The following is a 753-nucleotide window of genomic DNA, read 5'->3' as shown; positions in this document are numbered from 1 at the left end:
GTACTGACCCACGCGGTAGAAGCGTACGTTTCCGTACTGGCGAACGACTTTACAGACGGCCTCGCTCTGCAAGCCATCAAGCTCGTGTTCCAATACCTCGAACGCTCCTACAAACACGGTGCGGCCGATCCTGAAGCGCGCGAGCATATGCACAATGCCTCCACCATCGCAGGCATGGCGTTTGCCAATGCGTTCTTGGGCATCAACCACTCGATGGCACACAAAATCGGCGGCAAATATCACGTTCCGCACGGCCGTGCCAACGCCATCCTGCTGCCGCACGTCATCCGCTACAACGGCACGCGCCCGCAGAAAACCGCCACTTGGCCGAAGTACAACTACTACAAAGCCGACCTGAAATATCAGGAAATCGCCCGTACCTTAGGCCTGCCATGCAGCACACCGGCAGAAGGCGTCGAATCCTTCGCCCGCGCCTGCCACGAACTGGCGGTCAACGTCGGCATCAAAATGTCGTTGAAAGAGCAGGGCATCGATGAGAAAACCTTCCTCGACGGCAGAAAAGAGCTGGCCATGATGTCTTTTGAAGACCAATGCACCCCGGCCAACCCACGCCTCGCCATGGTGGCCGATATGGAAGAAATCCTGACCAAAGCCTACTACGGCGAATAAAATCGGGCAGTTAAAAAGGCCGTCTGAAACCTGAATATAGGGTTTCAGACGGCCTTTTGTATTAGAACTAAAGTTGATACTTATTGTATGTGGAATTTAATTTGCAAACATTAAGAATAGTCA

1 pseudogene is annotated in these 753 nt (G+C 53.3%); it reads left to right on the top strand.

Going from position 1 to position 753, the window contains the following annotated elements:
* Positions 1 to 630 (top strand): annotated as a pseudogene (locus ACTHUR_RS13695) (bifunctional acetaldehyde-CoA/alcohol dehydrogenase); the annotation flags it as partial.
* Positions 631 to 753 lie beyond the last annotated feature (123 nt).

The sequence above is a fragment of the Neisseria sp. P0021.S007 genome (genome assembly GCF_051956855.1).
Note: the sequence above shows the minus strand (reverse complement) of the source record. Positions and strands in the feature narration are given on the sequence as shown.